The sequence below is a fragment of the Pseudomonas sp. Root569 genome, assembly GCF_001427465.1.
Classification (GTDB): domain Bacteria; phylum Pseudomonadota; class Gammaproteobacteria; order Pseudomonadales; family Pseudomonadaceae; genus Aquipseudomonas; species Aquipseudomonas synxantha.
In genome coordinates, this window is sequence record NZ_LMGQ01000029.1 from 222655 (window position 1) to 247340 (window position 24686).

Below are 24686 nucleotides of genomic sequence, written 5' to 3' on the forward strand. Positions count from 1 at the left end.
TGCTATCGGAAGCGGATTTTCGCGTGCGTATTGAGCTGTGCATGTGCAAGGGACTTCATGAAGCAAAAGCGGACTCTCGGAACGCCACGGTTGTTGGGTATTGTCTGGCCCTTTATCGCCGTTGTCTTGTTCCAGGCATTGTTAGGCTGCGGCAGTCTCTACGTGCTTTCTGCGGTGCGTGGCTATGTGGCTGGTGAAAGCTTGTGGTCCAAGGGCCAGAAGGACGCGATCTACTACCTGACGCTGTATGCCGATAGCCGTGACGACGCCACTTACCTCAAATACCAACAGGCCATTGCCGTGCCCCAGGGCGGGCATGAGTTGCGTGTCGCCCTGGACAGTGCCACGCCTGACCTGGCTGCCGCACGCCTGGGCATCCTCAAGGGCGGCAATCACCCGGATGACGTCCCCAGCCTGATCTGGCTGTACCTTAACTTCCGTCATTTCAGTTATCTGGAAAAAGCCATTGAACTGTGGACAGTTGGCGATGCTTATCTGGAACAACTGGATGAACTGGCCCGGGAGATGCACCGCGCCATCGGCACTGACCAGGTCACGGACAATGACGTGCGTAGCTGGAAGGCGCGCATTATCGCCATCAACGAGGGAGTGACCCCAGCCGCCAAGGCGTTCAGCGATGCCTTGGGCGAAGGTTCGCGGGTGATCCTGCGCCTGTTGTTGATCACCAACCTGGCCACCGCCCTGGGCTTGATCGTGCTGGCGCTGCTGCGCACCCATAAGTTGCTGGCCCAGCGCCATGCATTCGCCGATGCCCTGCAAGCGGAGAAGGAGCGTGCACAGATCACTCTGGAGTCAATTGGCGATGGGGTGATTACCACTGACGTCGACGGTGCCATTGCCTATATGAACCCGGCGGCCGAGGTGTTGACCCACTGGAAGTCGGAGCAAGCCCAGGGGTTGCCGCTGGCGGCATTGTTCAAGTTGCTGGATGAAAACGCCGAGCCCGACGGTTTCACCTTGATCGAGCACATCATCAAGGGCCAGCTCAGTGGCGGCAGCGAGCATTCCAAGCTGATCCAGCGCCTGGACGGCAGCACCGTCTCGGTCACCCTGGTCGGCGCGCCGATCCGCAGCGCCGGCAAGATCAGTGGTGCGGTGCTGGTGCTGCACGATATGACCCAGGAGCGTCAGTACATCGCCAACCTTTCCTGGCAGGCGACCCACGACGCTTTGACCGGCCTGGCCAACCGTCGCGAATTCGAGTTCCGCCTTGAACAGGTGCTGCAACACGCCACACGCCAGCAAACTGGGCGACATGCGCTGATGTTCCTCGACCTCGACCAGTTCAAGCTGGTCAATGACACCTGCGGCCATGCCGCGGGCGACGAGTTGCTACGCCACATCTGTGCGCTGTTGCAATCGGACTTGCGCGAGGGCGACACGTTGGCGCGCCTGGGCGGCGATGAGTTCGGCATCCTGCTGGAGAACTGTCCGCCGGCGGTGGCGGAAAAGATCGCCGAGAGCTTGCGTCATACCGTGCAGAGCCTGCACTTTGTGTGGAAGGGCCGGCCGTTCATGACTACCGTCAGTATTGGCCTGGTGCATATCTCGCAAACCCCGACCACCCTGGAAACCTCGCTGCGCGCTGCTGACATGGCCTGCTACATGGCCAAGGAAAAGGGCCGCAACCGCGTGCAGGTCTACCACGCCGACGATTCCGAGCTGTCCCTGCGCTTTGGTGAGATGGCCTGGGTGCAGCGGCTGCACATGGCCCTTGAAGAAGATCGCTTTTGTCTCTACGCCCAGGAAATTTCGCCTTTGGGCCAGACCGAAGCCGGCAACGGGCACATCGAAATTCTCCTGCGTCTGCATGATGAGGCGGGGCGAATCATCCTGCCTGACAGTTTCATCCCCGCGGCCGAACGTTACGGCTTGATGACTTCCCTGGATCGCTGGGTGGTGGAGAACGTATTCAAGATTATCGCCCGTTGCATGCATGAACGTCCGGGCCGCCCTATGGCGATGTGTGCGATTAATCTGTCAGGCATAACTATCGGAGATGATGACTTTCTCGGTTTTTTGCGTGAGAAATTCGGCACTTACAACATACCGCCAGAAATGATTTGTTTTGAAATAACTGAAACCAGTGCTATAGCCAATTTGGGTAGTGCGATTCGCTTTATTAATGAACTCAAAGCCTTAGGCTGCCATTTTTCTCTCGATGACTTTTGCGCCGGAATGTCCTCATTCGCATATTTGAAACATTTACCTGTAGACTTCCTGAAGATCGATGGAAGTTTCGTAAAGGATATGCTGGACGACCCGATTAACCGCGCCATGGTCGAAGTGATCAACCACATCGGCCACGTCATGGGTAAGCGTACGATTGCCGAGTTTGTTGAAACACCCCAGATCGAACAGGCGTTGCTTGAGATCGGTGTGGATTACGCTCAGGGCTACCTGATTGAACGCCCGCAGTTGTTTACCTTTGATAGCTTGCAGTGTCGACCTGCGCGACCGCAGCCACTGTTATTCAAGGCGCCCGGCACTTTCCGCTGAAACATTTGCTGGTCTGTACAATCACACTTAAAAGGAGCCCTACAGTGATCGACACCTTCAACAGAACCGGCCCGCTTATGGAAGCCTCGAGTTACCCCGCCTGGGCGCAGCAATTGATCCAGGCCTGTAGCGAGAGCAAGCGCCGGGTTGTCGAGCACGAACTGTATCAGCGCATGCGCGACAACGCCCTCAGCGCCCAGACCATGCGCCACTACCTCATTGGTGGTTGGCCGGTGGTCGAACAGTTTGCCTTGTACATGGCGCAGAACCTGACCAAGACCAAGTTTGCCCGCCACCCGGGGGAGGACATGGCACGACGTTGGCTGATGCGCAATATCCGTGTGGAACTCAACCATGCCGATTATTGGGTGCACTGGGCGCGTGCCCACGGCGTCAGCCTGGAAGAACTGCAGGCGCAGGACGTACCGCCGGAACTGCACGCACTGAGCCATTGGTGCTGGCACACCAGTTCGGCCGATCCGTTGATCGTCGCGATTGCCGCCACCAACTACGCGATCGAGGGGGCGACTGGGGAGTGGTCCGCCGTGGTCTGCTCGACCGGTGTGTATGCTGCCGCCTTCCCTGAGGAAGATCGCAAGCGCGCGATGAAGTGGCTCAAGATGCACGCCCAGTACGACGATGCCCACCCGTGGGAAGCCCTGGAAATCATCTGCACCCTGGCCGGCACCAACCCGAGCAAGGCGCTCCAGGAAGAGCTGCGCCAGGCGGTGTGCAAGAGCTATGACTACATGTACCTGTTCCTGGAAAGCTGCATGCGCCTGGAGAACGCGCAGAAAGACCAAGACAAGGCGGCGGTTCGCGAGCGCCCAATGCGCGTCGCCAGCGAGGCGTGAGGTAAGTGCGATGGCGGGGGTTTACCCCGCCATTGCCAAGCGGTTACGGCCTTCGCGCTTGGCCACGTACAACGCGTTGTCTGCCCGGCGCAGCAAGCTTTCAGCCGACTCGGCCGCCAATAGCGTCGAGCAGCCCAGGCTCACCGTCAATTCGATCCGCGTGCCCTCCACCCAGTAGTCCTGGGCTTGTGCCGCCTGGCGCAGGCGTTCACCGACCATCCTCGCGGCCTCGCGACCGGTGTTGGACAGCAGGATCAGAAACTCTTCCCCGCCAAAGCGGAACACCATGTCCACGTTACGCAACTGGCGCTTGATCGCCCCGGCCACGGCGCGCAGCACGCTGTCGCCTGCGGCGTGACCATGGGTGTCATTGATTTTTTTGAAATGGTCGATGTCCAGCATCAGCAACGACAGAGGGTGCAGGTGCCGTCTGGCCATGTCGATTTCCCGTTGCAGGGTCTGGTCCATGGCGACGCGGTTGCCGGTTTCGGTCAGCGGGTCACGCAGGGCGCTGCGGGTGGCGGCGCGGTAGAGCAGGGCGTTGCGCATCGGGTAAAGCAACGTTACCAACAGCGCCTCGAGCTGGTTCAGCTCCTCTTCGATCAGGCGTTGGTTACGGCGCAATACCAGTTCGCCCAAGTGCTCGCCCTCGTGGCTCAAGGTGTAGCTCACCGAATGGTGGCCACGATGGCCGAACTCCAGGCGCAGGTCGCTGGCGGCATGGCGATATTGCAACGCATCCAGTGGTACCAAGCGCTGTATTTCGCGAAAGAACAGACTGAGGATACGCTCCGGCTCAAGGCTGGTTTGCAGCTGCTGGCTCAATTGCTGGCGAAGTTCGGTGAGTGTTGCAGGGCGACGTGGGCGAAGGGAAGGCTGACCCAATCCCAGGCGCTGCAATTTGGCACTGTCGAAGTCAATTGCGTTGGTCTGGGTGGGTGTTTTCATAAACGAATGGCCTCTAAGCACTTGGCTGTCTTACAGGCGGGATGAGAGTGGCGAACGCCAAGCGTCTTACTGTTCCTTCAGTACCGTAAAACATTGGAAACAGTTTAAACCGCTTTGCCTCGGGTTATAACCCCGGGGCACTGCCGCACGTCTTGTCATCGCCCAACCTGCTTGAAGAGTATTAGAGCGAGATTCGTGCCAAGTTTATACAGTCAACAAAACTCCTTATAAATCAATCGACTGTATTTAATGTCAGAAAAGTCTGGCAAACAATGGCGCCAGTTATTTGGCTGGTTGGAGCTAGAGTTGCTACCGCTTGCTCAGTTTTACTCTTTGCGGGTCAGGTTGTTTGCCGAAAATAAAAAAACATCTGGATTGAGCCGCAAATACAGCACGGCTCCCATCACGATAAAATCCAGGCATACGTTAAGGTCGAGAGGTATCGCCGAGCAGCAAGGCTAGACCAGGGTGCTGCGATCGATCTGTGCGATTGAAGTAACCCCGGTCAGCGTCATCGCCACGCGCATTTCCTTGGCGAAGATATCCAGCAGGTTCTCCACCCCGTGCTGGCCCTCGGCGGCCAGTGCATAGGCGGCGGCACGCCCGAGCAGGCATGCCTTGGCACCCAGGGCGAGCATGCGCACCACGTCGAGCCCGGAGCGAATGCCGGAGTCCACCAGCACGGTCAGGTCGTCGCCCACGGCTTCGGCAATCGGCGGCAACGCCTTGGCCGTGGACAGCACGCCGTCGAGTTGGCGGCCGCCATGGTTGGAGACCACGATACCGTCGGCGCCGAAACTCACCGCATCCTTGGCATCCTGTGGGTCGAGGATGCCCTTGATGATCATCGGGCCTTTCCAGAACTCGCGGATCCATTCCAGGTCTTTCCAGCTGATCGACGGGTCGAAGTTGTTGGCGAGCCAGCCGATGTAATCTTCCAGGTGGGTGGGTTTGCCCAGGTACCTGGAGATATTGCCCAGGTCGTGGGGGCGACCCATCAGGCCTACATCGAAGGCCCATTGCGGTTTGGTGATCGCTTGCAACATGCGCCGTTGCGCCGCGTATGGGCCGGACATGCCCGAGTGAGCATCGCGGTAGCGCGCGCCGGGTGTCGGCATATCCACAGTGAACACCAGCGTGGTGACTCCAGCCGCTTGCGCCCGCTCCAGCGCGTTGCGCATAAAGCCGCGGTCCTTGAGCACATACAGTTGGAACCAGATCGACTGCGGGCTTTGCGAGGCCACTTCTTCAATCGAGCACACCGATACCGTCGACAGGCAGAAGGGAATGTTTTTATTGGCCGCCGCCTTGGCCGCTTGCACTTCCCCGCGCCGCGCATACATGCCGGTCAGGCCCACCGGGCTGAGGATTACCGGCATCGCCAGTTCAGTGCCGAACAGCTCGGTGCTCAGGCTCAGGTTGTCGACATTGCGCAGGATGCGCTGGCGCAGGCTGATCTCGGCCAGGTCCGAACTATTGGCGCGCAGCGTGTGCTCGGCATAGGCGCCGCCGTCGATGTAGTCGAACAGAAAGCGCGGCAACTTGCGCTTGGCTGCAGCGCGGTAGTCGGAAGCGGACGAGATGATCATCTACGGTGTCTCCACAGGGCAAAGTGCTACACCATAAGCAAAGTTGTGACATGATAAAAACAACTTTTATCGCTGCTATCCAGTCGCAAAGGGAATACTGATGAACCTGCGAACCTTGCGTGCGTTTGTCGAGGTGGTGCGCCAGGGCGGCTTTTCCCAGGCGGCCGATACGGTGGCGCTGACCCAGTCCACCGTCAGCAAGGCGGTCAAGACCTTGGAGGACGAACTGGGCACGCCGCTGCTTAATCGCCTCGGCCATAAGAACGAACTTACCGCTGCCGGTGAAATTGCCTACCGCCGCGCCCTGGTGATACTCGCCGAACGCAACGACCTGGTGGCTGAAATCAATGACCTGCGCGGCCTCAAGCGTGGTGTGCTACGCATTGGCCTGCCGCCCGTAGGATGTGGCGTGTTGTTTGCCGCTATGTTTGCCGCTTACCGCAGCCGTTACCCGGACATCGATATCGAACTGACCGAATACGGCAGTAAAAAACTGCGTGAATGCCTGGAGGCGGGGGAGGTCGACCTCGCGGCCCTGCTTTTGCCGGTAGATGAAGGCTTCGACTACCAGCCAGTACGCAACGAACCCCTGATCGCCGTGCTGCCTATCAGTCACCCGTTGGCGCATCGCAAGCGCATCGACTTTACCGACCTGGCGGACTCGCCATTTATCCTGTTCGAAGCCGGCTTCGCCCTCAACGCCAAGATCCTCAGCGCTTGCGAGCGCAAGGGCGTGACCCCCAAAGTCACCGCCCGCAGCGGGCAGATCGACTTTATCGTCGACCTGGTCGCCGCCGGCCTAGGCGTTGCCTTTCTGCCACGCATGCTGGCGCACAAGCATCAACACGCCGGCATCGCCTTGCTCCACCTGGACGAACCCCACACCGACTGGCACATCGCCCTGGCCTGGCGCGCCAGTGCCCACCTGCCACCTGCGGCGCGGGCCTGGCTGGATTTGGCCCTGGAGCCGGGGTTCTCAAGCGGTCATGGGAGTTAATTGCGACGAGCGTCAGGGAACGCTTGACTTCTTCTTTTTAATCAGTAACATACGGCGCATTCCGCGATAGCTCAGTTGGTAGAGCAAATGACTGTTAATCATTGGGTCCCTGGTTCGAGTCCAGGTCGTGGAGCCAGATAGAGAAAAGCCTGCAGAGATGCAGGCTTTTTTTTGCCTGGGATTTGACCCAGCAATCCAAACGCTTAGCGCGATTCCCATGACGCCATCTCTAATCCTTCGATTCAGAGGTAAGGCCAATGAAAGTCGCTGCAGTCGTTTCAACCAAAGGCGGGCCGGGGAAAGCCACGGTTGGCGCTAATCCAGGCGCGTTCTGCGCCGACGCGGGTCTTCGTACTCGTCGATCTCGATACCCAGCCGTCACTGTCCTCGTTCTATACGCTAACGCATGAGACGCCGGGAGGGACCTACCAACCTTTTTTGGTTTCAAAGCGCACAAGGATTAACCAGGTTTACGATAGCGGTCATCGTCATGCTTGCTCTCCCATGCCCCGTGGCCTTCACATAATCCTTTTCAGTGCCCACTAAGGTTCGCTTTCCTGGTTGGAGCATGGTGTCCACGATGAGTTTTTTCTTCGCTATATCCGGTTTAAAACTCGGCTCTACTGGCCAAATCTGCACGGCGTAGTGTTGCGCGAACAAAAACAGATTTGGAGTGGTGTCTACCGGCGTTTGTAGGTGCGCGCACATGACATCGCTGGCTTGTACTTCAAAAATTGTTTTGTAGTGGGGCTTGTCGTAACTGGCCAATATCAATTTTGTCCGAGTCTGAACCCCCAGCACTTCCTGAGGATGGCAAGGCGTCAGTTCACCATAGGCGTAGGCGCACCAATTCACCTGGGTCATTGTGACAATTTCCTCAGGTTTTAATGACAAGTCTTTCTGGATGCTCAACTGGTCTTGCGGCTTTTCGTAAGGGATTGCTGCACAACCAGTGAGCAATGTGAGCGTGAGCAGAGTGATGAAATTGAAATACATTGCTTTCCTATCCTTGGTGGAGCTCGATTCGCAGCGATTCTACCGTCAAAAGCCTGCGTGGATTCAACGCAGGGTCAGATGAATTCAACGCTATTGAGCCCCAAGCAAGCCAGGAAGATCCTGTGGCTCGTCGGCATCCGTCGATTTACCCCCTGTGGCGGTGTAGCAGTCGTCTGCGCTGCGCCTGCCATCAGGGTAGACAATAAAGCCCCCGCGCCCATTGTGACATTCGTGCAGGTATACCGACGCCAGCTCGCGTTGCTTATCAACATGGGCATTTAAGCGCGCGATATAGATACCCACCGCAACCGAAACACAAACAATCAGCACCACACAGGCGACCAACTGGTTGGCATAGCTGGCGTCGACGTCGTCAGCATGCACGGGTGACATACCACGACCCTGAGTGCTCGATGTTGTGGCCAATCGGAAACCAGCTATTGCCTCCCATACGCATCCGCTGAGCTTGTGGTGGCAGGCAACCGAGCAGCAGTGTGAGGAAAATCAAGGCTAGCAGGACGCCTTTGATCATCGAAGACAGGTTCATGGCGATGACGAGCTCTGGACTAGAGGAACTCCAGCTTAATCAGCGCTGGGTTAACGTCAGGTAAACACCCGTAGGGAACCGCTCGACTTCCGTTATCCTTCAAACCTCTGCGCACTCCCTGTCCGAGGTTTTTTCCGTGCATATCCACTTGCTGTTGGTCGAGGACAACCTGGATCTGGCCACCACCGTCATCGAGTACCTGGAGATCAGCGGCATCGTCTGCGACCACGTCACTAACGGCCAGACCGGGCTCAACCTGGCTCTCAACCAGCATTACGACGTGATTCTCCTGGATATCATGCTGCCGCGACTGGACGGCCAGCAATTATGCGAGCGGTTGCGTCAGCAAGGCATTCAGACCCCCATCCTGATGCTGACCTCGCTGGACGCCTTATCGGACAAGCTCGCCAGTTTTGCTGCGGGCGCCGACGACTACCTGGTCAAGCCGTTCGAGCTGGCTGAACTGCTGGCCAGGATTCGCGCACTGAGCCTGCGCCGCAGCGGTCAGACCAGTCGCCTGCAAGTAGATGATCTGGTGATGGAACTGACCACCCGCAAAGTCAGCCGCGCGGGGCAGGAGCTGCATTTGTCACCCATTTGCTGGACCTTGTTGGAAAGCCTGATGCGCGCAAGTCCCCAACCCGTTCCCCGAGAACGCCTGGAAGCGAAGATCTGGGGCGATGAGCCACCTGACAGCAATACGCTCAAAGTACACATGCATCGGCTGCGTAAGGCGGTAGACAAACCCTTCGGCCGGCCGTTGATCCATACCCTGCCGGGTGTCGGCATTCAGGTGAAAGCCCATGCGTAACGGCCTGAGCTTGAAATGGGTGATCAGCGGGAGTTTCCTGTGTCTGATTGCGGTGGTGCTGGTGATCTACAGCAGGCTGCTGCCTGAATTTACCGTGCGCGGCTTGTTCTATACCGCCAGCGCGATGATGGAAGAGGAAGCCCAGTATTTTGTCAGGCACTACAAGCAGGACCCGACCACACCGACTCCGCACAATTATTTCTATACCAGCGTCATCGGCAAGGAGGCGTTGCCGCAGGACGTCCGTGAGTTGCTCAATACACCGCCGAATCTGTCCTTCGGTGCGGTGAATATCTTCGGCGATCTCTATTCCGATGACGACGACGAGCCATTCCAGATCATCCTTGAACAGCCCTTGGGTGACGGCAAAACCCTCTACATGTACGACATCGACCACGATAAAGAGGCCGGGGGGGAGGTCGAGACGCCATTGTCTGACGCCTATTTTGATCAGGTCATAGAGAGCGTTAAGTTCATCAGCCTGGCGGTATTCGTGCCGGCACTGATCATCATCGCTTTGCTGGTGTGGTGGTTGGTCCGTCCGCTGGGACGTTTGGTCCAATGGTCCGGCACCTTGAAAAACCCTGATGCCCTGGCCAGCAGGCGGCCTGGTTTCAACTTCAAGGAGTTCAATATGCTGGCCGATGCCCTGGCCAAAAGTGTCGAGCAAGTGCAGGCCGCCAGCCAGCGTGAAGGCCGCCTGTTGCGCTACACCAGCCATGAACTGCGAACGCCATTGGCGGTGCTCAAGGCCAATATCGAACTGCTGGCCCTGCAATCCGGCGGTGTGCTGCCTCCCTCCTTGCAGCGTATAGAACGCTCCGTGCTGAATATGCAGCTTATCGCCGAGACCTTACTGTGGATGAGTCGCGAGCACGCCGAATCGCTGCCGGAGGAAGACGTTAACTTGAGCGAAGTGGTCGGCGAACTGATTGAGAAGCACCGCTACCTGATCGGTAACCGGGATATCGAGCTGAGCATCGACATCCACGACGAACCTTGCCGACTGCCCCCTACTGCGTGCCGCATCGTGATCGGCAACTTCCTGCGCAATGCACTGCAATACGCCGAAGAGGGCGCAGTAGATATCAGCTTCAAATACCCTCGGCTGGTGATTGCCAATCACATCAGGGAGGTCAAGCCGCGCCAGGAATCCGACGACTATGGCTATGGCCTTGGGTTGCAGTTGATGCGCCAATTGTGCGCAAAGTTGAACTGGCAGATTGACGTGATCCGCGAGCAACAACGCTTCACCGTCATCCTCGATTTCACCCGCGTGATGCCGAGCGCTGCAAATAGATAGTGCGACCGTGTCCTTCCTTACGGCTGTGGTGTTTTCAACAGCGCTGGCGTGCCGTGACGAATGGGCGCTGCCGTAGATGCCGCGATGTCCCAGGTCAACAGCAGATGGTTGATCGCCGCATCGATCTGCTCATGGGGTGTGTTATCCCGTGCCTGGATCGACACGCCCTGCAAGAAGCAATCGAACAGGGTCGCCATCGCCTCAACATTCAGCGTGTCCGGCAACTGGCCGGCCTGGATCGCCCGCTGTACACACGCGACAATTCCCGCCCGGGTTCGCGCCCGGGATTGGGTCAGCGCGTCCACCACCCGCGCATGCTCCGGGCTCGGCGCGCTCATCACCCCCAGTGTCACCATGCAGCCCTTGGGGTGGGCGTCGTCGCATTGCATGCGCGCTGACTGGCGCAATGCGGTTTCGACGGCCCGGCGTGGCGGCAGACTTTCATCCCACAAGCATTCGGTGACCTGGGCGTAGGTTGCCAGGTAGCGCTGCACGCACTCATCGAACAGTGCTTCCTTGGAGCCGAACGCGGCGTAGAAACTCGGTGCGGAAATGCCGCCACCCAGGGCCGTCTTGAGTTGAGCAAGGGAGGTGGCGTCGTAGCCGTGCTGCCAGAACAGGTGCATGGCCTGTTCAACGGCCTCTTCTCGGTCGAAGCTGCGGGGGCGGCCCATTTGCGCCATGACGGCAATCCTCTTGGGGAAATGAGATAAATACTAGTCGATACATAAGTCGTTGACAATGCGACGCCAGGTCGCGCAACATTTGTATCGATCAGTATTTAAGTCCGCCAAGGAGTTTCCCATGACACCCTCACTCAGCCTATCGGCGTCGTCTGAACGCTTGCCCATCGGCGCGCTGCTCGCTCTGGCCATGACCGGTTTCATCTGCATCGTCACCGAAACCCTGCCCGCCGGGCTGTTGCCGTTGATCAGCGCAGGCCTAGGCATTTCGCCGTCCATGGCCGGGCAGATGGTCACCGCCTATGCGCTGGGCTCGGTGCTGGCGGTGATCCCCATGACCATCGCTACTCGCGGCTGGCGCCGGCGCAATGTGTTGCTGCTGACCATCGTTGGTTTTTTGTTGTTTAACTCCATCACCGCGTGGTCGTCTCACTATGGCGTGACCCTAGTGGCGCGCTTCTTTGCCGGCGTTTCGGCAGGGTTGGCCTGGAGCCTGCTGGCCGGTTATGCGCGGCGCATGGTAGCGCCACAGCAACAAGGCAAGGCCCTGGCCTTGGCGATGGTCGGCACGCCGATTGCGCTGTCACTGGGTGTGCCGCTGGGCACCTGGCTCGGTGGCCTGGTGGGTTGGCGTACCACATTCGGCCTGATGTCGGCGCTGACGCTAGGGCTGATCGTGTGGGTGCTGGTGAAGGTCCCTGACTACGCACCACAGCCTGCGCATCAGCGCATACCCCTCGGCAAAGTACTGACCACGCCCGGCGTGCGCCCGGTGCTGGCGGTCGTCATCAGTTGGATGCTGGCCCACAACATTCTGTACACCTACATCGCGCCATTCGTGGCGCGGGCTGGCTTGGCGGACAGGGTCGACCTGGTGCTGCTGGTGTTCGGTGTTGCCGCATTGGCGGGTATATGGCTGACGGCGCGTTTGGTCGAGCCGATGCTGCGCAAAACCGTGTTGGCGAGCCTGGGAACATTCGCGGCGATCTGTGTGGCGTTCGGCCTGCTAGGCAGCCAGCCGGCAGTGGTCTACCTCGGCGTGGCGATATGGGGACTGAGCTTTGGTGGCGCCGCCACCCTGCTGCAAACCGCCCTGGCCGATGCCGCCGGTGACGGCGCGGATGTGGCGCTGTCACTTAACGTAGTAGCGTGGAACAGTGCGATTGCCGGCAGTGGCGTGATCGGCGGGCTGCTGCTGGATCGCTGGAGCGTGGCCGCGTTTCCCTGGGCGATGCTGGTATTGATCATCCTCGCGTTGCTGATCGCCTGGACGGCGCATGCCCATGGTTTCAAGCCGGGACGGCGGTCTGCCAATGGGCCTGCGGTGGTGGGGCACTGACCGGCCGATCGCCTAAGCGAGTTTCACATTCATGGTGATGTGGGCGGTGAACACCTTGATGTCGCCCGCATCGAAGATCTCTACCGGCACGATCTTGTCCCCAGCAGTCTGCCAATCGATAGCGCTGCCGTCGGCGACGGCGCGGATATCGGTTTTTGCCTTGGCCAGGTATTCCACGTTCATGCCTTTGGGAATCCAGCGTGCACCTGGGGGAATCGAAGCGTCGGTCATCATGCCGCCAGCCAGTTCGGCGGCGTTGCACAGCGCGATGGCGTGCACCGAAGCCAGGTGATTGGTGATTTCCTTGCGAAACGGCACGGTGACCACCGCGTGGTTGGGCTTCAGCTCAGCGATTTGCGGCGTGATCGTGCTGAAGTAAGGGGCCATTTGGCACGCCAGGTTGCTGAATGCGGCGGGGCCGACGCTATTGAACATGCTCAGGGCTTGGCTCATAGGAATATCCTCAGAAGTGGTTTGCAGAATAATATTCTGTAACCGAACAATATTCCGTTGTTTCCCGGTCTGTCAACCAGGCTTTCTCTGGCGGTCGCTCAACCTATAAACTGTTTTTATTTGGCGTCCCCCCATGCACTCCATCGATCTTATCGAGCGCACCTTTCCCGGCCGGCGCAGCGACCTCAAACGCACCATCCTGCGTGAAGCGCTGGCGTGCTTTAACGAGGCGGGTATCGAAGCGACCAATATCGAAACCATCCGTGCGCGCTGTGATACCAGCGTCGGCGCTATCTATCACCACTTCGGCAATAAAGAGGGCTTGGTGGCGGCGCTGTTCTTCGCTGCGCTGGAAGACCAGGCCAGTTTGCGTGATCGCTACCTGCAAGCGGCGGATACGGCCCACGCTGGCGTGGTCGGCCTGGTGTACAGCTATGTTGAATGGGTCAGCGCGCAGCCGGAGTGGGCACGGTTTGTTTTCCATAGCCGTTTCGCCGTGTCCAACGGCCCGTTCAAGGACGAGCTGATTGCGCGTAACCAGCAGCGCAACCAACAGTTGAAGGCCTGGATGAGTGGGGAAGGGCGCAAGGAATATTTCAGTCATTTGCCTGCAGAACTTATCCCTTCGTTGATCATCGGCGCGGCGGAAAGCTACTCCCGTGCGTGGCTGTCGGCGAAGGTCAAAAAGAGCCCCTTTGAGTACCGTGAGCTGCTGGCCGAAGCAGCGTGGAATTCCTTGAGCCTCAAATAGGACCCGCACCTTAAGGGTCTATACTGGCCTTCTTCAAATACATCGAGATCCCCATGAGCACCTCTGTTTCCCTCCCTCCGGCGCGCACGCCCATCGCGCCACTGATAGCCTTTGTCATCCTGGTGGCGGGCGCCCTGTTCCTGCAAAACACAGTCGGCGCGCGCCAGGTGCTGTTGCTGGTGGTCGGCGCCGCCCTAGGCCTGACCCTCTACCATGCCGCCTTCGGTTTCACCTCGGCCTGGCGCGTGTTTATCAATGATCGGCGTGGCGCCGGCTTGCGTGCGCAGATGGTGATGCTGGCGGTAGCGGTGCTGCTGTTTTTCCCGGCGCTGGGCGCAGGCAGCCTGTTCGGCCAGCCCGTGGTGGGGCTGGTGGCGCCTGCCGGGGTGTCGGTGGTGTTCGGGGCGTTTATCTTCGGGATCGGCATGCAACTGGGGGGCGGTTGTGCATCGGGCACCTTGTTCACCGTGGGCGGCGGTAATGCACGCATGTTGGTGACGTTGTTGTTTTTTATCTGTGGTTCGTTGATCGCCACTCATCATGTTGATTGGTGGTTTGCGTTGCCGTCGTTCCCCGCGGTGTCCATCGTCAAGAGTTTCGGTGTACTGCCGGCGTTGGTCCTGAGCCTGGCGCTGTTTGCGTTGATTGCGCTAGTCACGGTGCGCCTGGAAAAACGCCGCCATGGCCAGCTTGAACAAGGCCTGCACAGCGAGCACCAAGGCCTGCGCCGCTTCCTGCGTGGGCCTTGGCCGTTGGTGTGGGGCGCGATTGGCCTGGCGTTGCTCAACTACGCCACCCTGGCCCTGGCCGGGCGGCCGTGGGGCATCACCTCGGCGTTCGCGCTATGGGGCGCCAAGGTGGCGAGTGGGTTGGGCGTGGATGTGGCGAGCTGGGCGTTCTGGCAGATGCCGGCCAATGCCAAGGCGCTGGCCGCGCCGGTATGGGAAGACATTACCAGCGTCATGGATATCGGCATTGTCCTCGGCGCGCTGCTGGCTGCTGGCCTGGCCGGGCGTTTCGCGCCCAGCCTGAATATTCCGGCGCGCTCGTTGATTGCGGCGGTGATCGGCGGCCTGATGCTCGGTTATGGTTCGCGCCTGGCCTACGGCTGCAACATCGGCGCCTATTTCAGCGGCATCGCTTCGGGCAGCCTGCACGGTTGGGTGTGGCTGGTGGCAGCGTTTATCGGCAACAGCGTGGGCGTGCGTCTGCGGCCGTTTTTCTTCGCGGGCGAACGGCCCCAGGTGGCCTTGAGTGGGTGCTGAGCGGCCCGCTCACATTCGCTTGGCGCGCATGGAGGATTCCGGACTATTGCCCGCCATCGAGCGCTCTGCCGCCCAAGCGTTCCGGGCAATCGAGGGGCTGGGCTGGCTGGCGGATGCCGCGCCGATCAGCGTCGAGCGCCATCGGCAGTGGATCGCCTTGATGACCTGTTGGGTAGTGGTTGATGAACGCGGCCAGCCCCAGGGTTTCCTCAGCGCAGAGTCTGTCGGTGACGACCTGCATATCCATGAAGTGTCGGTGGCCCAGCCGCTGCAAGGCCAAGGCTGGGGCCGCAAGTTGGTGGAAACGGCGATGGGCCATGCACGTGCTCGGCACCTGCGTGCGGTGACGCTGACCACTTTCCTGCAGGTGCCGTGGAATGCCCCGTTCTATCGGCGCCTGGGGTTTGTAGCGCATACCGATCAGCGTTTGGAAAATCTCCTGGCGGATGAGTATGCCCATGGCTTCGAACCTGGCAGCCGATGCGCCATGGCCTGCTCGGTAGGAAGTCCGAATCCGTCCTGAAGTAGTCCGTCGCGCGTCTGTCGTGCGAAGTGTGTTGCCCATACCATGGCTGCATCGTTCAGCCACTGATACAAGCCACAAGGACAATCCATGAGCCGTAAAGCCCTGATCGTGATCGACGCCCAGCATTCGTTCCGGCATTCAACCTACTGGTCCGAAAATGACCTGCCCGATTACCTGGAAAAACAACAGGCCCTCATCGATGGTTGTGTTCAGCAAGGCATCCCGGTGGTACAAGTCTTCCATGTTGAAGACCAGGGGCATTTCTCCATGCAATCGGGCAACGTCAGGGCATTGAGCGAGTTGTCGATCGATCCGCAGTTGGTAATCCACAAGCGCTACCACAGTGCCTTTGCCGGTACGCCACTGGCTGCTCGCCTGACGGAGATGGGCGTCACCACGCTGATCATCAGTGGCATTCGCACCGAGCAATGCTGCGAGACCACCACACGGCAGGCTTCGGACAGCGGCTTTACGGTGGATTTTGTCAGCGAGGCGACGCTGACCTTCCCGATGACCCATGTGTACAGCGGCCGGGTCTACACGCCGGCTGAGATTCGCCAGCGCACGGAGCTGGTCCTGGATGATCGATTTGCGCGCATTGTGACGGTCGCCCAGGCCCTGGCGGGATGAGTCAATGAGCGTGCCGGTGCTGTTCGTGTTGCTGCCCAATGTGCTGATGCTCGACCTGGCGGGGCCTGCCGAAGTGCTGCGCCTGGCCGCGCAAGTCGACGACCCGACGGCTGTGGATTTCGACTTGCAATACGTCAGCCCGGTGGCGTCACTGCACACGTCCATCGGCTTGCCGCTGACAGGGTTGGCGCCACTGCCACCGGCCCTGGCCCCCGGTACCCTGGTAGTGTTGGTGGGTTCCACGATGAAGGTCGACAAGGTGCACCAACAGGCTTTCGAGTCGGCCAGCAACCACCTGACCCACTGGCTGCAAAGCGTTTTCGCGCCCTCCGCGGAACGCCTTGTGTGCGTATGCGCCGGTGCATTGAGTGCCGCCAGGGCCGGATTGCTCGATGGGCGCCAATGCACCACGCACCACTCGTTGTGCGCCACCTTGCAAGCCATGGCGCCCAAGGCCCGGGTCCTGGAAAACCGCCTGTACGTGACCGATGGTCCGGTCAGTTGCAGCGCCGGTGTCACGGCCGGTATCGACCTGATGCTGCACCTCGTCGCCGAATTGGCCGGGCCACGGCTGGCGTGTGCGGTAGCGCGGGACATGGTGGTGTACCTGCGCCGCAGCGGCAGCGACCCGCAGTTGTCACCCTGGATTTCCGGGCGTAATCACCTGCACCCGGCGGTGCATCGGGTGCAGGACGCTATCGCAGCAGCCCCCTGTGAAGCCTGGACCGTGACACGTATGGCCGCCCTGGCCTGCACCGGCAGCCGCCACCTGGGGCGCTTGTTCCAGGAGCACGTAGGGATCAGCCCGCTGGATTACCTGCACCGCCTGCGCCTGGCCGTGGCCCGTGAACTGCTGGCCGAGTCTGACCTGGCCATTGAAACTATTGCCGAGCGCGCAGGCTTTGGTTCGGCGCGGCATCTGCGGCGTATCTGGGGCAAATATGAAGCGGCCACCCCTTCAGCGGTGCGCCTTATTCAGCAGGCGTCTCGGGGGACGTGACAGGGCTTTCACCGGCCTCGGTCTCCAGCTTCAAACGGTCGGCCTTGCTGATGTATTTATCTTTGCTTTTTGGCGCCAGCTTGGCACTGGCCTTCTTGGCTTTGGCCTTGAAGAGCTGCTGGAGTTTTTTCTGGCGGTTCATGTCTTGCTGCCTGGGGAGGAAAGGAGTGGATGATACCAGCTTGAAAAAACATGGCCGGGCCTGGGTCGCTTTTTCGCGGCAATCTGTGCATTGAACGGGGCTGGGTTTTATCAATAATCAGGTCGGGTATCCAGCGCAAACGGAAGCCCCTCAATGAGTATCCATACCCGCACTAAACGCACCACCGTTCCCCAATTGGTTGCCATGAAGGGCCAGCAGAAGATCGTCTCCCTCACCGCGTATTCCAGCGCTATCGCCAAGCTGATCGACCCGATTGTCGACTTCATCCTGATCGGTGACTCCACCGCCATGGTCGGCTATGGCCGCGCCTCGACCTTGAGCATGCAGCTCGAAGAAATCATCGGCCACACTCGGGCGGTGGTCGACAGTACCCGCTTGGCCTGTGTGATCGCCGATATGCCGTTTGGCAGTTACCAGGAATCCCATGAGCAGGCGTTTCGCAATTGTGCCCAGGTGCTGGCGCGTACCGGTTGCGATGCGGTCAAGTTGGAGGCCAATCAGGCCCTGGCCGGTACCGTGGAGTTTCTGGTTGCACGGGGTGTACCGGTGATGGCCCACGTGGGGCTGATGCCGCAGTTCGTCAATGTGATGGGCGGGTTCAAGGCCCAGGGGCTTACGCCTGAAACAGCTGCAATGATTGCGGCAGATGCCCGCGCCAATCTGGAGGCCGGTGCTTTCAGCCTGCTGCTGGAGGGCGTGGCCGAGGGCGTGGCGCGCCAGATCACCCTGGACTCGAGCAAACCCACGATCGGTATCGGTGCATCGCCGGCATGCGACGGTCAGGTGCTGGTCACCGAGGACGTGCTGGGCCTGGGCGGCGGTTCGATGCCGCGCTTCGTCAAGCAATACGCTGACGTGGGGGCGGTGATTCGTGACGCGTGCGAGCGTTTTGCCGACGATGTGCGCCAGGGGCGTTTTCCCGAAGACCGGCACTGCTACGGGCTTTGACGCAGCGCCTGGGCCAGTAGCTGGACAGCCAGGGCAATGTCCTTGCTCCAGTCGAGTGTGTAGCTCAGGCGCAGGTGATGAGACCAGGCGCCTTGCTGGCTGAACAATTCGCCGGGGGCGATGACGATACGCTGGCTTAGCAAGTGCGTGAACACCTGGCGCATCTGCACAGGGCGCGTGGCCTCCAGCCAAAAACTTGCGCCACCGTGGGGGGTGACCACGCGCCATAGGTCATCGCCATAGGCGTGCAGCAAGGCCTTGAGCTGGGTCATGCGCTCCAGCAGCAGTGCCCGCAACGCCGTCAGGTGAGCGTCGAAACGTTGGGTCGTGAACAGCCTGGCAATGGCCTTCTGGCGGATCGGCGAAAGGCGGAAACCGCGCTCCAGAAACAGCCGCTGCAACGGCGCCCCGGCACTGCGACACAGCACATAGCCGTAGGGCGCCTCCGAGCCGATGACTTTGTCGAAGGTCGAAAACACCAACAGTTTCTGCGGGTCGGCATAGTCACGATAGCGCGCCGGTTGCGGGCCAAAGTACAGCTCGCCGTAGGTATCGTTTTCGAACAGCCAGATATCGCGCTCGGCTAACCACTGGCAGATCTGCTGTTTGTCCTGTGGCGGCACCACGCCGCCCTGGGGCATATTCACCGTCGACGACAGCACCGCCAGTCGGATCGGCTCACGCTTGAGCAGCGCACTCAAAGCGTCCAGGTCGAAACGCCCATCCGCGCCGAGCGGCATCTCGATCACGCGGATCTTCGCCGCCTGCAATTGTCGCAGGATCGCCCACGAACAGGGTGACTCCACCAACGCGAGCGTGCCGGCCAGCTCCAGGGCATTGAGCGAGACCTCCAACACACTGTGCAGGTCCGAGCCGATATAGACCTGGTCGGCCTGCCAATAGTGCTCCGTGGAGCGGCTGTAACGTTCGGCCAGGGCGGCGCGCAACTCGGGTTCCCCCATTGGCAGATACAGCGGCGCCAGTGAGCGCGGGTACCGCCGGGTCAGTTCGCGTTCCAGCATCAACAAAGGCTGCTCTAGCGACAGCAGCATCGCCGGCGCGTCACTGCACAGAGCCAGCATACCGGGTTGGCGTGCGTTGGCGAAGACCTGGTCGAGCAGGGGAGATGAGCTTGGGTTGATGACGGCAGCCGAGCCTGGGGCGATAAAGAAACCGAGCTTGGGCCTGGCCTGGATCCGCCCTTGTTCCTCAAGCAATGCATACGCGTACTTGGTGGTCGACACCGACACGCCCAGGCGCAGGGCCAGTTGGCGCAGGGACGGCAATTTGCGTTCGCCGTCGGCAGGGCAAGCCTCGATCAGCTCGATGAGGTAGCGGTACACCGCCTGATAGGCAAAGGTGTCTTTGCTTCTTTTCATACTTATTTGAACCGCTGTTCTGTAGGAGCGAGCTTGCTCGCGAAGCACTTCAGCACGCCACGTTTTACCTGGAAGCGCGCGTTATCGTTGAGATTTTTCGCGAGCAAGCTCGCTCCTACATCATCAAACCCTGATCAACGTGCCAAAAACTGGCTGATCAACGTGATCACCTGCTGCTGGATAATCGGTCGTGGCCGTGCCCCCGGACCATCCTGACAAATGATGCTGTCGCCGGGCACATCCGCGTCGAGCACCGCCGCTGCGCCCGGTTTGCATTGCGACATGAAGCTGAAGTGGTTGGCGTCGCTGATCTGCACGTACTGCGTCGAGGCTTTTGGCAACCGCTTGGCCATGTCGGCCGATTCCATCTGCGCCGGCAAATCCGCTGACGGCACACCGGCGGCGATCACCAAGGCCCGCACCGGAAGCGCCGCCAGGCTTGCATCGGTAAACCCGCGCGACAGGCCCAGGTCCAAAGACACCACGGCGCTGACGCGTTTGTCGCTCAAGTCCGCGGCCAATTGCTCCTTCCCGTTCGCAGTGCCCTCAGGATTCATCTCGCGGTAGGCGGTACACGCGACCAGCGTCGGATGGGCGCTGCAGTCCCGGGCAAACAGCGCCGGGTCAAAACGCGCACCGGCCGTCTCCATCACCGTCCAACCCCCGAGGGAATGACCCACCACCGCGATCCGGCCGCTATCCACTGCACCGAATGGCTCGGGCTGAGCCAACAGTGCATCGATGGCCCGGCTTAAATCCCTGGGCCGTTGCCACAGCTGCGCAGCGGCCTCGGCGCTGCGATCCTGGCTGGTAGTGCCTGGGTGGTTGACCGCCGCCACGATATAACCCTGCTGCGCCAACGCACTGGCCAGCCACGCCTGTTTGCCCCAATTGCCCCCGTAGCCGTGGGAGAGCACCACCAAAGGATGCTTACCCGGCGTCGGCGCCGCATCGGGAACGGCCAGCACGCCGATGAACACCACATTGTCGGCGATCAGCTTGGATTTGGCAGTGGCGGCGGCGGGGTACCACACAGCCATTTCCAACGGGCGGTTGTTGTGGGTGTCGGGCAGGGTGGTGGTTTGGAAGCCGACGGGGTTGTCGCTGGCGAATGCGGGAGCGCTCAGGCACATCAGCAGCAGAGCGGCGAGGGGGGCTTTCATGCTTTTTTCGTCCTTGAAAGGGAGGGCGCAGCATGACCTGAAACGGTCGGTTCAGGTAGAGGGGAGGCGGGACTACGAAGTGGCTGACAGAGTCCTACTGCTTGGTATTACAGATGCGGACTTCACGTTTTTAGGAAGTAGCTGGCTTACTTGAAGCTGTAAATCATGCAGTGTTGGAGCGTGAATCCTACTGGATGTGTCGACACTGACCTTTAATTAAAGGGTGATGATTATGGAGCTTATAAGTGCATCACTTGGTTCGAAGCCGAGGTATGACCTGTCTGGCCGTAGTTATTTAGTCTTTTTGCTGATCGGAATAACTTTTTCCCCCTCCGGTGTAGTTAATGCCGAGGAAAAAATGATCAGTAAAACGGTCACGCCCACTGTTATCAACGTCATTTCTATTGGTGGGACTGGACTGGCCATTTTTAGCTTGTCCCCCAGCGATTTTCCAGCCGGTTCCTTCGGCGTTCCCAAACAGTTGCTAGGGATTGATTGGAATACGACCTCCTATCCCGAAAACATAAAGGAAAGCGTTGAGTTGTGCTATTCGCGTCCTTATAAAACCGCCCAGCGAACGTGTGTGCCGATTTGGCCTGGATCTTCCGGAACGTCGACCGACTTCAATGATCAGCCCTTCGGCCAAGGTGCGGGCGTGACCATCAAGCATCATGTTTTGGGCGGCGGTGCACGACTGGGTTATCCCGCTGGCAGCGACACGGTGACAGTTCGGTATAGGGACTAAGTTGCGAGCCCCGCTCGCGATCAGCCTGCGGGGCTTACTTGCAGCTCAAAAGCGTTGTTAATCGATCGCGAGGCCATTTATGGTAACTATCAACGTTGATACGTCGTTAGCCAATAATCGCCTGGGTAGTACTGTTGTCCGTGACTTGAGCCCAGCCTCGGTGTTGCCTCTTCGAGACCCTATCGGCGCGCCTGCCGTTGTTGAAGCCGATGCTGACAACACCTTATCGATCCTGGCGAGGCAACTAAGTGACGCTGCCAACCATGACGCCGGCATGCGTCAAGCAGACCCAGGCAACAACCTCTCCAACCCGCTCGATGCGATCAGCGACGAAAGATATTTCGCTGACAAAGCTCAGCATGATGCTGAGGTTCCCGATACTCACGTTCTGGAATTGCTTGAGCGCGCCAAGCAAGCCACCGCCTTTGCCAACGGTTTGGCCAGTAACCCTTTCAAAGGACTCGCGGTCGATCAATTGACGCTGATTGCTCGCGACGAAAGCGGTACGTTCACCGTCAACGAACGGCGCGCAGCCTGGCAGGAGGTTCGCCTGAATGAACAGCGGGTCAGCGCCTCTTCAGGTTCCGCCATTGGGCGTGAACTCATGATTTCTCGGCTCTTCCTGGGGCATGAACCTGCGGTGGCCGAAGGCACCCTGACCTCTAGCAATATGGCCCAAAGCAGTTACGACTTCCTGACTCGTGATGATCGCAGCCTGTTGTCAGACATGTACGCTTATGCGCAGGAGCAAGGAGCCGACTTGGCATATGTCGACATGCTGGCCTACGACCTCGGCAACTACCGCCATCACGACAATGGTCGCCAGCTCTTGAGCGGTAATAATGGCTACAACCAGGAGGGGCGCCGGGTGACGTTCAACTTCAAGGAGCATGATGTAGCTGCGGCATCACGCATTCTGTACGGCTCGGCCATTGACTCTACCCGCCTCGAACAGGGTTTTTTACGTCATGTCCTGAACCCGGACTTCGGCGCGCTGAGCAATATGGGCAGCATCGCTTTCCTTGAGCAGATGGTGCTGAAATTTTCCAGTGCAGGTGCCACGCAAGCTTTGCTGGGCAGGGAGTTCGCGACTTATACACCGATAAGTATCAACGACAATATGGTGGTCACAGTAGCCGAAGAGGTAACGCTCACATTTGATGAGCCCGTGCTTATCAACACCGATGGCATCTGGACCATCACCGAAAAAGGTAAGGCCGCGGGTTACACCATGGACCCGGCCACCGGAAAACCGCGTCGGGCGGCTGCGCCTTCAGTCGACGACAGGCAGCCGCACAGCGTCGTCGATGAGGCCGTAGCCGACCCTTTAAAGACGCGCTCTCTGGTAGACACCCTTGCAGGCACCCCCGATCAGTCCACCCCGCGATGGCGCTGGCCTGGGTATTTATTAAAATTGATGAAAAATCCAAAACCATGAGGAGGGGTGCAATCACACGCCTTGGCCACCCACTGACTTAGGTTTAAAGCCAACTTTAAGGTCAATGGTTTTCGAAGGTAAACCCGAGGGTGTGGCATGTGCAGAATGCGCAGCTGCTGATTAATCGTCTGCGCGAGGAAGGGGTGGCTCCAGCGTCTTCCAAGAGAAAGGGCGCCCACCAGGCTCCGAGGGCCTGACGGGCGCCTAGGCGCTGCCGAGTCGTCGTGAAGTCGATCATGACGACGCGGCGGTCTATCGGGTGGCTGCAAGACTAGCTAACCGTTGAAGCACTTTCCCTCGCCATCAATTTGTCCACCAACAAAACCCCCAATTCACTCAACTGATGAATCGCCAACGCGACATCGCGCTGTTTACCTGTCAGTTCATCCGACAGATCAAGCAGCAAGGCGGTTACCGAGGAAAAGGTTTCGTAGCTGTTGGCGATGAGCATTTCGTTGCTGGCATCGTCGGCAACGCTGAACAGCGGTGAGGGAGATGGTTCGGCGTGGGTGTTAACGGCTGCCTGATCAAGCTTGAGGTTTGGATCGTTTGGAGGGTTAGGTGTGACTTTGTACATATGCGTAATTCCTGAGTGGGGCCGACACCGTTTCGCTACTAAACGAAAGGGTGGCAGCTGTACGCAGGTTAGTAGACCGGGGAATTACACAAAGCCGGCGCACCCGAAGGTGCCCTACGCACAGCCACCATCAGGCACAGACAGGAACGTCTGATAGATGAAGCTCATGCACTAAGTGTAATTGACCCTCGGGCTACTAAACCCGATCACTGAGTTGTCAGCGACCGAGCCACCTTAGAGACGCCCATCCAAGCGCACAAGCCGGCGGATTCTGACGCAACTGTAGGCAACGGAGCAAGGTGGTGCAGCGCGCTGTAGGACATGTCTACAGGCTATCGCTACTCGTAGGCGAACTGGTCAATCAACCCCAAACGCGGAACACGACTGTTTGGCTCTAATATTGCGCCTGGAGCAATGACGGCATTCGCGCCGATTTTGCAGCCGTCGCCTACCAGGGCACCAAATTTGTTCACCCCTGTGTCGATCACATTGTCTGCGTAGCGGATCTTGATATCCGCCCCATCCAACTCATTCCGGTAATTGGCGATGATTGCACCGGCTTCAATATTTACCCCTTCGCCAATCAATGAATCGCCGACAAAGTTGAAGTGTGCCAGCTTGCTTGCGGCCAGCATGAAGGTGCTTTTCAGTTCGCAGCTTGGGCCCACAATGCAATGGCTGCCCAGATAAACGCCGCCACGCAGGTAGGCTCCCGCGGCTACGAATGAGCCTTCGCCGATGATGATCGGGCCTTTCAACACAGCGCCTTCTTCGACAATGGCGCTTTCGTGGATGGCACAGTCTCCGTGGCGCCGGTAGCCCGTGCCGAGGCGTGACAGCAAGGCCAAAACCTGGTTTTCGCAGTCTTGAGACACCCGCCAAGCGGCAGGCTGCGTCACGCCAAGGGAGGGCCATTGAGCAATGAATGTACTGATCTCAGGTAGCTTCATGCAGAGCGCTTCCGATGTCGGGGTGGGAGGGTAGAGCCCGCTGTGACGATAGGGTGGTGGGCTCGGGCGACATCTTAATAGTGTCTGCCCCGGTTTACTTAATACCAAAGA

25 protein-coding genes, 1 tRNA gene and 2 pseudogenes are annotated in these 24686 nt (G+C 59.3%); 17 read left to right on the top strand and 11 right to left on the bottom strand.

What is annotated here, in order from left to right; genetic code table 11:
* The first annotated feature begins 57 nt into the window (after positions 1–57).
* A complete protein-coding gene (locus ASD70_RS27580) occupies positions 58–2520 on the top strand; it encodes an EAL domain-containing protein (RefSeq protein WP_046071894.1) in 2463 nt (820 codons plus the stop codon).
* 77 nt (positions 2521–2597) lie between these two features.
* Positions 2598–3374, top strand: a complete 777-nt coding sequence (locus ASD70_RS27585) for a TenA family transcriptional regulator (protein ID WP_232923421.1) — start codon at positions 2598–2600, stop codon at positions 3372–3374.
* Positions 3375–3395: 21 nt separating this feature from the next.
* Here the strand turns inward: ASD70_RS27585 and ASD70_RS27590 are convergent, their stop codons facing one another.
* On the bottom strand, positions 3396–4322 hold the full coding sequence (locus ASD70_RS27590) for a GGDEF domain-containing protein (RefSeq protein ID WP_046071896.1): 927 nt from the start codon (positions 4320–4322) through the stop codon (positions 3396–3398).
* Positions 4323–4780: 458 nt separating this feature from the next.
* Positions 4781–5911: an FMN-dependent L-lactate dehydrogenase LldD gene (lldD, locus tag ASD70_RS27595; protein WP_056847973.1), complete on the bottom strand. Its 1131-nt coding sequence runs from the start codon at positions 5909–5911 to the stop codon at positions 4781–4783.
* 100 nt (positions 5912–6011) lie between these two features.
* Between lldD and ASD70_RS27600 the strand changes: the two genes are divergently transcribed.
* From ASD70_RS27600 to ASD70_RS29700, 3 genes and pseudogenes are all read left to right on the top strand, one after another.
* Entirely contained in the window at positions 6012–6908 is an 897-nt protein-coding gene (locus ASD70_RS27600) for a LysR family transcriptional regulator (protein ID WP_046071898.1), read from the top strand.
* Positions 6909–6968: 60 nt separating this feature from the next.
* Positions 6969–7044, top strand: a tRNA-Asn gene (locus ASD70_RS27605).
* Between the two features lie 121 nt (positions 7045–7165).
* Positions 7166–7337 (top strand): annotated as a pseudogene (locus ASD70_RS29700) (ParA family protein); the annotation flags it as partial.
* Between the two features lie 15 nt (positions 7338–7352).
* On the opposite strand, the gene ASD70_RS27610 reads toward ASD70_RS29700, so the two are convergent.
* Positions 7353–7904: a hypothetical protein gene (locus ASD70_RS27610; RefSeq protein WP_056847974.1), complete on the bottom strand. Its 552-nt coding sequence runs from the start codon at positions 7902–7904 to the stop codon at positions 7353–7355.
* Between the two features lie 90 nt (positions 7905–7994).
* A complete protein-coding gene (locus ASD70_RS27615) occupies positions 7995–8297 on the bottom strand; it encodes a hypothetical protein (RefSeq protein WP_046071900.1) in 303 nt (100 codons plus the stop codon).
* Between the two features lie 290 nt (positions 8298–8587).
* Between ASD70_RS27615 and ASD70_RS27620 the strand changes: the two genes are divergently transcribed.
* Both ASD70_RS27620 and ASD70_RS27625 read left to right on the top strand, forming a co-directional pair.
* Positions 8588–9262, top strand: a complete 675-nt coding sequence (locus ASD70_RS27620) for a response regulator transcription factor (protein WP_046071901.1) — start codon at positions 8588–8590, stop codon at positions 9260–9262.
* Complete coding sequence (locus tag ASD70_RS27625; protein WP_056847975.1) at positions 9255–10565, top strand: sensor histidine kinase; 1311 nt, start codon at positions 9255–9257, stop codon at positions 10563–10565. The genes ASD70_RS27620 and ASD70_RS27625 overlap by 8 nt, the downstream gene beginning before the upstream one ends.
* Before the next feature lie 17 nt (positions 10566–10582).
* Here the strand turns inward: ASD70_RS27625 and ASD70_RS27630 are convergent, their stop codons facing one another.
* Positions 10583–11248 carry a TetR/AcrR family transcriptional regulator gene (locus tag ASD70_RS27630; RefSeq protein ID WP_056847976.1) on the bottom strand — a complete coding sequence of 222 codons (666 nt, stop codon included), beginning with the start codon at positions 11246–11248 and terminating at the stop codon, positions 10583–10585.
* A 121-nt stretch (positions 11249–11369) separates the two neighbouring features.
* Here ASD70_RS27630 and ASD70_RS27635 point away from each other — a divergent pair, with 121 nt between their 5' ends.
* Positions 11370–12587 (top strand): MFS transporter, encoded by a 1218-nt coding sequence (locus tag ASD70_RS27635; RefSeq protein WP_046071904.1) that lies wholly within the window; start codon positions 11370–11372, stop codon positions 12585–12587.
* A gap of 12 nt (positions 12588–12599) precedes the next feature.
* Here the strand turns inward: ASD70_RS27635 and ASD70_RS27640 are convergent, their stop codons facing one another.
* The gene (locus ASD70_RS27640; RefSeq protein ID WP_046071905.1) at positions 12600–13040 is read right to left on the bottom strand and encodes a hotdog fold domain-containing protein; all 441 of its coding nucleotides are present in this window, start codon (positions 13038–13040) and stop codon (positions 12600–12602) included.
* Between the two features lie 133 nt (positions 13041–13173).
* Here ASD70_RS27640 and ASD70_RS27645 point away from each other — a divergent pair, with 133 nt between their 5' ends.
* From ASD70_RS27645 to ASD70_RS27665, 5 genes are all read left to right on the top strand, one after another.
* Positions 13174–13791 (top strand): TetR/AcrR family transcriptional regulator, encoded by a 618-nt coding sequence (locus ASD70_RS27645; RefSeq protein WP_056847977.1) that lies wholly within the window; start codon positions 13174–13176, stop codon positions 13789–13791.
* A 53-nt stretch (positions 13792–13844) separates the two neighbouring features.
* Positions 13845–15056, top strand: coding sequence for a YeeE/YedE family protein (locus ASD70_RS27650; protein WP_056847978.1), 1212 nt, complete (start codon positions 13845–13847; stop codon positions 15054–15056).
* Positions 15057–15084: 28 nt separating this feature from the next.
* Positions 15085–15579, top strand: a complete 495-nt coding sequence (locus tag ASD70_RS27655) for a GNAT family N-acetyltransferase (RefSeq protein WP_056848036.1) — start codon at positions 15085–15087, stop codon at positions 15577–15579.
* 90 nt (positions 15580–15669) lie between these two features.
* Positions 15670–16212, top strand: a complete 543-nt coding sequence (locus ASD70_RS27660) for a cysteine hydrolase family protein (protein WP_046071908.1) — start codon at positions 15670–15672, stop codon at positions 16210–16212.
* 4 nt (positions 16213–16216) lie between these two features.
* Positions 16217–17212: a GlxA family transcriptional regulator gene (locus ASD70_RS27665; RefSeq protein WP_046071909.1), complete on the top strand. Its 996-nt coding sequence runs from the start codon at positions 16217–16219 to the stop codon at positions 17210–17212.
* Here the strand turns inward: ASD70_RS27665 and ASD70_RS28785 are convergent.
* Positions 17184–17354, bottom strand: coding sequence for a DUF2986 domain-containing protein (locus tag ASD70_RS28785; RefSeq protein ID WP_068967515.1), 171 nt, complete (start codon positions 17352–17354; stop codon positions 17184–17186). The genes ASD70_RS27665 and ASD70_RS28785 overlap by 29 nt on opposite strands.
* A gap of 153 nt (positions 17355–17507) precedes the next feature.
* Here ASD70_RS28785 and panB point away from each other — a divergent pair, with 153 nt between their 5' ends.
* Complete coding sequence (gene panB, locus ASD70_RS27670) at positions 17508–18323, top strand: 3-methyl-2-oxobutanoate hydroxymethyltransferase (protein ID WP_046071910.1); 816 nt, start codon at positions 17508–17510, stop codon at positions 18321–18323.
* Here panB and ASD70_RS27675 read toward each other — a convergent pair.
* Both ASD70_RS27675 and ASD70_RS27680 read right to left on the bottom strand, forming a co-directional pair.
* Positions 18311–19702: an aminotransferase-like domain-containing protein gene (locus ASD70_RS27675; RefSeq protein WP_056847979.1), complete on the bottom strand. Its 1392-nt coding sequence runs from the start codon at positions 19700–19702 to the stop codon at positions 18311–18313. The genes panB and ASD70_RS27675 overlap by 13 nt on opposite strands.
* Positions 19703–19836: 134 nt before the next feature.
* Positions 19837–20865, bottom strand: a complete 1029-nt coding sequence (locus ASD70_RS27680; protein WP_056847980.1) for an alpha/beta hydrolase family protein — start codon at positions 20863–20865, stop codon at positions 19837–19839.
* Between the two features lie 232 nt (positions 20866–21097).
* Between ASD70_RS27680 and ASD70_RS27685 the strand changes: the two genes are divergently transcribed.
* From ASD70_RS27685 to ASD70_RS29705, 3 genes and pseudogenes are all read left to right on the top strand, one after another.
* Positions 21098–21610, top strand: coding sequence for a hypothetical protein (locus ASD70_RS27685; protein WP_156382955.1), 513 nt, complete (start codon positions 21098–21100; stop codon positions 21608–21610).
* A 79-nt stretch (positions 21611–21689) separates the two neighbouring features.
* The gene (locus ASD70_RS27690) at positions 21690–23048 is read left to right on the top strand and encodes a hypothetical protein (protein WP_124401338.1); all 1359 of its coding nucleotides are present in this window, start codon (positions 21690–21692) and stop codon (positions 23046–23048) included.
* Between the two features lie 73 nt (positions 23049–23121).
* A pseudogene (locus tag ASD70_RS29705) lies at positions 23122–23245 on the top strand (MerR family transcriptional regulator); the annotation flags it as partial.
* A gap of 74 nt (positions 23246–23319) precedes the next feature.
* On the opposite strand, the gene ASD70_RS27695 reads toward ASD70_RS29705, so the two are convergent.
* Both ASD70_RS27695 and ASD70_RS27700 read right to left on the bottom strand, forming a co-directional pair.
* Positions 23320–23625, bottom strand: a complete 306-nt coding sequence (locus ASD70_RS27695; RefSeq protein ID WP_056847983.1) for a DUF6124 family protein — start codon at positions 23623–23625, stop codon at positions 23320–23322.
* A 338-nt stretch (positions 23626–23963) separates the two neighbouring features.
* Positions 23964–24575 carry a DapH/DapD/GlmU-related protein gene (locus tag ASD70_RS27700; RefSeq protein WP_056847984.1) on the bottom strand — a complete coding sequence of 204 codons (612 nt, stop codon included), beginning with the start codon at positions 24573–24575 and terminating at the stop codon, positions 23964–23966.
* Positions 24576–24686: the final 111 nt, after the last annotated feature.

Coding starts and splice junctions, on each gene's coding strand:
- ASD70_RS27580 (WP_046071894.1), top strand. CDS start 58: ATGAAGCAAAAGCGGACTCTCGGAACGCCACGGTTGTTGGGTATTGTC.
- ASD70_RS27585 (WP_232923421.1), top strand. CDS start 2,598: ATGGAAGCCTCGAGTTACCCCGCCTGGGCGCAGCAATTGATCCAGGCC.
- ASD70_RS27590 (WP_046071896.1), bottom strand. CDS start 4,322: ATGAAAACACCCACCCAGACCAACGCAATTGACTTCGACAGTGCCAAA.
- lldD (WP_056847973.1), bottom strand. CDS start 5,911: ATGATCATCTCGTCCGCTTCCGACTACCGCGCTGCAGCCAAGCGCAAG.
- ASD70_RS27600 (WP_046071898.1), top strand. CDS start 6,012: ATGAACCTGCGAACCTTGCGTGCGTTTGTCGAGGTGGTGCGCCAGGGC.
- ASD70_RS27610 (WP_056847974.1), bottom strand. CDS start 7,904: ATGTATTTCAATTTCATCACTCTGCTCACGCTCACATTGCTCACTGGT.
- ASD70_RS27615 (WP_046071900.1), bottom strand. CDS start 8,297: ATGTCACCCGTGCATGCTGACGACGTCGACGCCAGCTATGCCAACCAG.
- ASD70_RS27625 (WP_056847975.1), top strand. CDS start 9,255: ATGCGTAACGGCCTGAGCTTGAAATGGGTGATCAGCGGGAGTTTCCTG.
- ASD70_RS27630 (WP_056847976.1), bottom strand. CDS start 11,248: ATGGCGCAAATGGGCCGCCCCCGCAGCTTCGACCGAGAAGAGGCCGTT.
- ASD70_RS27635 (WP_046071904.1), top strand. CDS start 11,370: ATGACACCCTCACTCAGCCTATCGGCGTCGTCTGAACGCTTGCCCATC.
- ASD70_RS27640 (WP_046071905.1), bottom strand. CDS start 13,040: ATGAGCCAAGCCCTGAGCATGTTCAATAGCGTCGGCCCCGCCGCATTC.
- ASD70_RS27645 (WP_056847977.1), top strand. CDS start 13,174: ATGCACTCCATCGATCTTATCGAGCGCACCTTTCCCGGCCGGCGCAGC.
- ASD70_RS27650 (WP_056847978.1), top strand. CDS start 13,845: ATGAGCACCTCTGTTTCCCTCCCTCCGGCGCGCACGCCCATCGCGCCA.
- ASD70_RS27655 (WP_056848036.1), top strand. CDS start 15,085: ATGGAGGATTCCGGACTATTGCCCGCCATCGAGCGCTCTGCCGCCCAA.
- ASD70_RS27660 (WP_046071908.1), top strand. CDS start 15,670: ATGAGCCGTAAAGCCCTGATCGTGATCGACGCCCAGCATTCGTTCCGG.
- ASD70_RS27665 (WP_046071909.1), top strand. CDS start 16,217: ATGAGCGTGCCGGTGCTGTTCGTGTTGCTGCCCAATGTGCTGATGCTC.
- ASD70_RS28785 (WP_068967515.1), bottom strand. CDS start 17,354: ATGAACCGCCAGAAAAAACTCCAGCAGCTCTTCAAGGCCAAAGCCAAG.
- panB (WP_046071910.1), top strand. CDS start 17,508: ATGAGTATCCATACCCGCACTAAACGCACCACCGTTCCCCAATTGGTT.
- ASD70_RS27675 (WP_056847979.1), bottom strand. CDS start 19,702: ATGAAAAGAAGCAAAGACACCTTTGCCTATCAGGCGGTGTACCGCTAC.
- ASD70_RS27680 (WP_056847980.1), bottom strand. CDS start 20,865: ATGAAAGCCCCCCTCGCCGCTCTGCTGCTGATGTGCCTGAGCGCTCCC.
- ASD70_RS27685 (WP_156382955.1), top strand. CDS start 21,098: ATGGAGCTTATAAGTGCATCACTTGGTTCGAAGCCGAGGTATGACCTG.
- ASD70_RS27690 (WP_124401338.1), top strand. CDS start 21,690: ATGGTAACTATCAACGTTGATACGTCGTTAGCCAATAATCGCCTGGGT.
- ASD70_RS27695 (WP_056847983.1), bottom strand. CDS start 23,625: ATGTACAAAGTCACACCTAACCCTCCAAACGATCCAAACCTCAAGCTT.
- ASD70_RS27700 (WP_056847984.1), bottom strand. CDS start 24,575: ATGAAGCTACCTGAGATCAGTACATTCATTGCTCAATGGCCCTCCCTT.